This window comes from Desulfovibrio sp. OH1186_COT-070 (genome assembly GCF_003860215.1).
Lineage (GTDB): Bacteria > Desulfobacterota > Desulfovibrionia > Desulfovibrionales > Desulfovibrionaceae > Desulfovibrio.
In genome coordinates, this window is the sequence record NZ_RQYH01000050.1 from 1 (window position 1) to 7,309 (window position 7,309).

Genomic DNA, 7,309 nt, shown 5'->3' on the forward strand with positions numbered 1-7,309 from the left:
CGCGGCATCGCTACGCGCTACGCAAAACGAAGCCTTTCCTTCCTTGCCGCCGTGCAAATCAGGTGCATCTCATTGTGGGCAAAAATAATTTGACGACAATATCTAGTCGTTGCAGAGGATACGACAAGATTGCTGTCCACCCGTTTTAAATTTCTTTGAGCAGGATGGCGATAAGGCTGCTGAAGATGCTTCAGTGCACCATACGTTGCTACAGTGATTCGATAAACAAAAAAATCCAGCAAAAGGATTTTTATGGAGCTGATTGACTGCACACCGCGCCCGTCATCTTTAATAGAATCGATGCGGAATGTTGGCTACACTATGGAAACGGCTGTGGCGGACATCATTGACAACAGCATTGCCGCGCAAGCGTCGGAAATTCATATTTTGCACAGGTGTGAAGAAGGCATTCCTTGTCTTGCGATTCTTGACAACGGGCAAGGAATGACCCGCGAAGAACTTATCGAAGCTATGCGCCCGGGTGGGCTTGGCCCTTTGCAAAAAAGACCGCCTCAAGACCTTGGCCGCTTTGGCCTTGGATTGAAAACGGCATCCTTTTCACAGTGTCGCAATCTGACAGTAATCAGCCAGAAAGAGGGGGAGCTCACCGCGGGGCAGTGGGATCTTGACCAGATGGAGGATCGCTGGAACTTGCGGCTACTCAGGCAACTGGACAAAGTCCCTTTTGCAGACAGACTCGGTGAGTCTTCCGGTACGCTTGTTGTCTGGGAGAAGCTGGACAGATTATGCACCAGTGGGGCTGACCAGAGCAGTGTCCGTGATGCCTTTCTTAAGCATGTTGAGATGGTCAGACGGCATCTGTCACTCGTATTTCACAGATATCTTGAAGAAAAACGAACTGCTGCTCTGAAAATTTTGATCAACCATGAGTCGATCCCTCCATTTGATCCTTACTTCCGCACCTATGAGGCTACCCAAAGGCTTCCGGAAGAAAGTATTTTTGTACGCGATGCGCATATTGCTGTAAAATCGTTTATAATTCCACACTATTCCAAGCTGAAGGCTGTGGACTATGACGCTCTGCGAGAGCTGGGTGGCCCGGCTGCTACCCAAGGATTTTATGTCTACCGCAACAAAAGACTCCTCGCCTGGGGAGACTGGTTTCGCTTGAGAAAAGCCAAAACGGAAGCCTCCGGCCTGGCCAGAGTAATGATTGACATACCCAATGACCTTGATGATCTGTGGAGCCTGGACATAAAAAAGTCCAGCGTCTCCCCGCCGGAAGCAGTACGACGCGAATTGTCACGCATCATTGACAGAATTACCGAACACTCCACGAGGACCTACACAAGTCGGGGACAACGCTTTACAATACAAAAATATTCTCCCTGGGTAAGAGAAGAGAGCAACCAGGGCGTGCGTTACCGTATCAATAAGGAACAGGCACTTGTTCAGGCATTTCTTGGTACGCTGTCAGAAACAAGCCAAAAAGAATTTTCTGCCTTTCTGGATGTCCTTGAACGCCAGCTTCCCACAGAAGCTATTTACAATGACAAGCTTGGTGGCAACCTTGAAGCGAAACATGCTGTACCATCGATTGAGCCTGAACACCTCCTGACTATCGTTGCTCTGCTGCACAGGCAGGGGCTGAGCGAGGATGAAATCCAGAAAATAACTGCAACGCTTAAATCCTGACCAATAAAGAACAGGGGGTTCCATGTCTCGCAACGCGTTGTTTGCAGGTCTCAAAGGAGCTATTGAAGCCCAGTTGCAAAGCATGGGCATGGATGAACCTTCTGAGATTGATATCCGGGCTGAGGTTCTCCGCCTCCTTCCTGTTCTCGCTCCCGCATATCGCGTTTCCGTGGACGAATTGCTTACTGAAGAAGCCATCAGAGCCATGCTGGCATGCATACCGGTAAAAATGCGTGTGGGTGCCGCCTTGAAAGAGCGGTATCTGCCACCTCCCTGGGTTGACCAGCGTGACTTGCAATGGCCATGCTGGAATGCGTATGAAACATACCTTCACAGTAAAAGATACCCAGGCAATGTCATCATGACCTTGGGACATGATACGCGAAATATTCTTAATTTGCTTGGAAATCCTGAAGAAGCTGATGGCTGGGACAGACGTGGGCTGGTGCTTGGACATGTGCAGTCAGGAAAAACTTCAAACTATGCTGGCCTTCTGTGCCGGGCTGCGGACGCTGGGTATAAGCTTTTTATTGTAATCACAGGTATTCATGAAAACCTGCGTTCACAAACGCAGCAGCGGCTGGAAGAAGGGTTTACTAATCTCGCACCTGCTGAGATGCGGCCCATAAGCCTCACCACTCCTGAGTATGACTTTTCTCAACAAAAGGCTGAACTTCAGATACCACCGCAGGCGGTGGGAACATCTGTGATTCTTGTAATCAAAAAGAATGCAAGAGTACTTGAAAACCTTCTGCAATGGTTAAGAAACAGCAGTAAACCCGGTGGTGACTGGGCGGACATGCCCTTGCTGCTGGTGGACGATGAGGCAGATAATGCTTCAGTCAATACGAACAGAGAAGAGCTTGACCCTACACGAATTAACGGACTAATCCGCTCTATACTGAATACGTTCAGAAAAAGTTCTTATGTTGGCTATACGGCAACGCCATTTGCCAATATTTTTATTGATCCTGAGACTGAAAATGCGATGTATTCGCATGATCTTTTCCCAAGTGACTTTATTTACTGCCTGAGTGCCCCAGACAATTACTTTGGTGCTGATAAAGTTTTTGCTGACTACGGTGATGACCGCAGAAAATATCTGAACATTCTGAATGATGCCGAAGACGTACTTCCACGTTCTGCCCGCTCAACATTTGTTCCGGTGGAGCTTCCAGCCAGCTTGATTGAGGCTGTCGAAACTTTTTTAATAGCCTGCGCAATACGATATAAGAATGGGGAATCTGAAAACCATATGTCCATGCTTGTGAACGTATCCCCATACGCCGCCGTACAGCAGCATGTAAGACTTCTTCTGGATGATGCCGTGCAGCAGAGAAAAAATATGATTTGCGCAAGCGCCCGGATGCCAGGGCAGGAAAACGCGTTATGGGGTCACCTGGAGAGTGTTTTCCGAAAGCATTACCCAGATTGCGGCATCCTGTGGTCAGGCATTCGGACAATACTCCCGGATGTTGTCCGCTCCATCCAGTTGCGGGTGATTAACAGCCGTTCCGGCGACTCGCTGAAGTATGGTGACTACAGCGATACCGGGCTCCATGTTATTGCCATTGGGGGATACACACTCTCGCGTGGTCTTACCCTGGAAGGGCTGATGATCAGCTATTGGAACAGAAATTCAAGGGCGTATGACACGTTGATGCAGATGGGGCGATGGTTTGGCTACCGCGACAGCTATGAAGACCTGTGCCGTGTCTGGATGCCCGAAGATGCCCAAGGGTGGTATGCCCACATTGCCGAAATATCGCAGGAGCTCAGAGAAGACCTGATCAGTATGTCCCAACGGGGTTTGACGCCCGCTGACTTTGGCTTGAAAGTCAGAAACCACCCGGAAACACTCATTGTCACGGCAATGAATAAACGTCGCGCTACACAGGAACGGGTTATTCGCCCGGACCTTAACGGCAGACTTGTGGAAACCTGGGTTGTGTTCAGCGAACAGGAAAAACTGGCAAACAATCAGCAGGCAATGCGGGTCTTGCTTGAACAGGTGCAGACTGTCGCGCAAACAGAACATCCCCAGGCAAATACCGAAAAGAGCATCCCTGGCCCCTTCCTGTGGAGGGCAGTCCCCACTGAGTTTGTTGAAGACTTCTTCAATAAATTTATGGTTCACCCAAGGATGCAATATGACAATCCATACTTGTTCGCCTACCTTTTTGCGCTGAAAGATGCCCTGCGGAGAAGAGGTACAGAGCTTTGCTGGGATGTTGGTTTGTTTTCTGCCAAGCAGCAACAGGAGGATATTCGAACTTCTTTTGCAGGCCTTGAGGTGTGGAAACAACGTCGGACAATTGGGGCGGACTCCCCTGTTGACGGTTTTCTCCTCAGCACCAGGCAACGTGTCGCCACAAAGGGAATCGAATGTTTGCCACTTTCTGCTGAGCAGATAGCAACAGCGGAAGATAAATGGCGGAAAAAAGGCGATTCAAAGCAAATGGCCGACCATTGGTACAGAGGAGAGCTGGAGCGTCCTCTGCTGATGCTGCACCTTATCGATCTTCAGGATGCCGCGGACGCTGTTATTTGCCCGAATGTTGCCGCCTGGGGAGCGAGTTTTCCCCCTTACGGTGATTTACGCATCCAGGCACATGAATATACCGTGAGCCGAAACTGGTTGCGATTGTTCGAATCTGTGGAGGCGGAGCCAGAAGATGAATAAGCCAGCTTCTCCCTGGGGGAACCTCCGTCCATCCACAGAGCCTGGCACAAGCCTAGCCGTTCGCGTGGACACAGAGCACCCGCACGATTTTTTCTGGGCTTTGAGTGCGCAGCAACATCCACAGCTTTTATGCCGCCTGCCCGGTTGTCTGCCGTTCCCTGCTGCCGAAAATATTCCCTCTTTGAAACTGATTCAGGTGCATTTCCAGCACCTGGATGCCCATTCCTGGTGTACTGTTGAACTGCATGACAGGGCGCATGAAGACAATTTTCACACTCTCTGCATCGCTCTTGTGGAGGCATCGCGCAAGGTTATCAAATCTGAAGCCGTTCTCCCTGTTATTCTCCGCCACCTGAACAGATGGCAAAAATTGCTTGGTCGCTCACTCACACCAGGTTTCATGACTCTGCATGAACAACTTGGTCTGTTTGGAGAGCTGTATTTTCTCAGTGCCCATGTGCTTTCACAATTTACCCTGCCGGAGAGTGTATTTGGCTGGGTTGCCCCGCAAGAGCATCCACAGGATTTTATGCTGGCATCCGGCATTGCCGTGGAGGTCAAATGCAGGCAAGCCACGGCACCCGAAATTGTTCACATTGCTTCGCAACACCAGTTGCATCAGCCGGATTGTCCCTTGTTTCTGGTGGTATTCAGCGCGTCACAAGCTGAGCGTGGTCAGCGGGGGGCGTTTTCACTGCATACCCTTGTGCAGGTTGTTCGACAGACTCTTGCTGACGACGAACTGGCGTCCGAAGAATTTGAGGTACGCCTGTTGCAAAGGGGATACGTTGACACCCCGGCGTATGACCAGCACTGGTGGAGAATCAGCGGCAAACGATGTTTTTCCGTGAGAGAGGACTTTCCTCGCCTTGAGCCTGCCATGCTGCCTACAGGTATTCTGGAGACCCGATACAGCCTGTCGTTGTCTGACTGCGCTCCCTGGGCGCAGGACATATCCACGATGTCAGACGTGGAGGTAGCCCATGAGTGAAGTCCATAACCTCTCCAGTGATTTTGCGCAGATGGTCATGAACTGGGCAGACAGCACCAGGAACTTCACCCGTGGCGCTGTGGCGGAACTTGCAGGCAAATGGCTTGAAGATGAAGGAGAAATTGAAAGCTTTTCTCCGGCATACTACGAAATGCGGGGTGTCCCGGTAGTTGACGGGTACAGTTTTTCTGAAAATGAAGACGCCATCGATCTTTTCATCGTGGATCACGACCAGGCGGGTTCCGGAGGCAACCTGACTTTGACGGACGCCACGCAGGCGTTCAACCGCTTAAAAAATTTCTTTGTGCAGGCTGCCACAAAAAATCTGTGTGAAAATCTGGAAGAAAGCTCTGCCGCCTATGGTCTGGCCTGGAGCCTGCGAACAGACGCCAGAACCTATGGCAGAATTCGCTTTTTTCTGATTTCCAGCCGCCCTTTGAGCAGTAAAATTCTTCATCTTGAGAATCAGCAGGTTGGGGACTGGAGCGCAAGTTTTCATATCTGGGATGTAGAGCGCCTGTCCCGTCTTCAGGAAGCGGAGCGCGAAGCCATTGTCATCAACTTCAGAGAAGAATTTGGGCGTCCGCTTCACTGTCTGCCTGCTCATCTCGATGCCACAGCCTATAAATCATATATGGTGGTGCTGCCTGGACAGTTGCTTGCTGATCTTTATGGGAAATATGGTTCCCGGCTGCTGGAGCTGAATGTACGCACCTTTCTTCAGGTGCGCGGCAATGTGAACAAAGGAATCCGGCGCACCATTGTGCAGGAACCGGATATGTTTTTTGCCTACAACAATGGCATATCAGCGGTGGCAGAAGCCATTGTGACTGAAAACCAGAACGGCAGGGAAGAACTGGTATCTGTGCAGAACCTGCAGATTGTCAACGGCGGACAAACTACTGCTTCTTTGTACCATGCGGGACGGAGCAAGGCTGATTTGTCGGGCATTTTTGTCCAGATGAAACTTTCCGAAGTGCAGTCGGATCTGTCGTCCAAAGTAATCCCAAAAATTTCAGAATATTCCAACACACAGAACAAAGTCAGCGCGGCGGATTTCTTTTCAAATCATGCTTTTCATGTGCGCCTGGAAGAAATGTCCCGACGTCTGTGGGCACCAGCGGTCGATGGCTCGCAGCGACAGTCCAAATGGTTTTACGAACGGGCGCGTGGGCAATATGCTGAGGCACAGTCCGATAAAACCAAGGCACAAAAGGACGCCTGGCAGCGTGAATACCCTAGGGCGCAGCTTTTTACCAAAACGGATCTGGCCAAGTTCGACAATGCGTGGGACGGCTTCCCAGTAGAAGTCAACCTGGGAGCACAAAAGAACTTTGCCGCATACGCACGGCGTATCAGCGAGTTATGGGAAAAAGATGATACGGCCTTCAATGACAGATTCTACAAGCGTGCTGTCGCGCGGGGCATTGTCTTCAGGGCAGTGGAAAAAATGGTTTCTGAGCAGCCCTGGTATCAGGGCGGCTATCGCGCCAACATTGTCGCGTACGCTCAGGCTCTGCTGGCTGAGCACATACACCGTGCCGGGCTGGCTATGAACTGGGACAGCACCTGGGCAAAACAGGCTCCCTCCCCGGTTGTGGCTGAGGCTTTATTGCTGACAGCAGAAAAGGTTAACACGTTTATCACGGCAACCCCGGATCATGTGCGCAACGTGACTGAATGGTGCAAGCGCAGACAGTGCTGGGAAGGCCTGCTTGAAATTCCGTACACGCTGCCTGATGCCCTGCGTAATGAATTGCTTACCAGAAGCCAGGACAAGCAACTGGATAAAGAAGCTGGTAATCAACGGGTTATGGACAACGGAATTGATGGGTAGTGTCCAGAAATTTTCGCACTTTTCGTAGCAGCCATATGGTGTGAGTTTTGGCTCTGCCTTGAGGAGGCGGCGCGGGCCTTGTGAGCGGGATGCGAAGCGGCAATCCCGCGCTGCAAGGCCCGTGACGGCTCCGGTTCTATGC

The 7,309-nt window shown here is 50.9% G+C and carries 4 protein-coding genes and 1 pseudogene; all 5 read left to right on the top strand.

Going from position 1 to position 7,309, the window contains the following annotated elements; all coding sequences use genetic code 11:
- Positions 1-93: pseudogene (locus EII23_RS11200) on the top strand (IS5/IS1182 family transposase); the annotation flags it as partial.
- Between the two features lie 159 nt (positions 94-252).
- Positions 253-1,656, top strand: coding sequence for an ATP-binding protein (locus tag EII23_RS11205; protein WP_124793451.1), 1,404 nt, complete (start codon positions 253-255; stop codon positions 1,654-1,656).
- 22 nt (positions 1,657-1,678) lie between these two features.
- On the top strand, positions 1,679-4,339 hold the full coding sequence (locus tag EII23_RS11210) for a Z1 domain-containing protein (protein ID WP_124793452.1): 2,661 nt from the start codon (positions 1,679-1,681) through the stop codon (positions 4,337-4,339).
- Positions 4,332-5,330: a PD-(D/E)XK motif protein gene (locus tag EII23_RS11215; RefSeq protein WP_124793453.1), complete on the top strand. Its 999-nt coding sequence runs from the start codon at positions 4,332-4,334 to the stop codon at positions 5,328-5,330. The genes EII23_RS11210 and EII23_RS11215 overlap by 8 nt, the downstream gene beginning before the upstream one ends.
- The gene (locus EII23_RS11220; protein ID WP_124793454.1) at positions 5,323-7,167 is read left to right on the top strand and encodes an AIPR family protein; all 1,845 of its coding nucleotides are present in this window, start codon (positions 5,323-5,325) and stop codon (positions 7,165-7,167) included. The genes EII23_RS11215 and EII23_RS11220 overlap by 8 nt, the downstream gene beginning before the upstream one ends.
- Positions 7,168-7,309: the final 142 nt, after the last annotated feature.

What these genes read in the sequence shown, in the direction of transcription:
- EII23_RS11215 (WP_124793453.1), top strand. Translation starts at nt 4,332, where the DNA reads ATGAATAAGCCAGCTTCTCCCTGGGGGAACCTCCGTCCATCCACAGAG.
- EII23_RS11220 (WP_124793454.1), top strand. Translation starts at nt 5,323, where the DNA reads ATGAGTGAAGTCCATAACCTCTCCAGTGATTTTGCGCAGATGGTCATG.
- EII23_RS11205 (WP_124793451.1), top strand. Translation starts at nt 253, where the DNA reads ATGGAGCTGATTGACTGCACACCGCGCCCGTCATCTTTAATAGAATCG.
- EII23_RS11210 (WP_124793452.1), top strand. Translation starts at nt 1,679, where the DNA reads ATGTCTCGCAACGCGTTGTTTGCAGGTCTCAAAGGAGCTATTGAAGCC.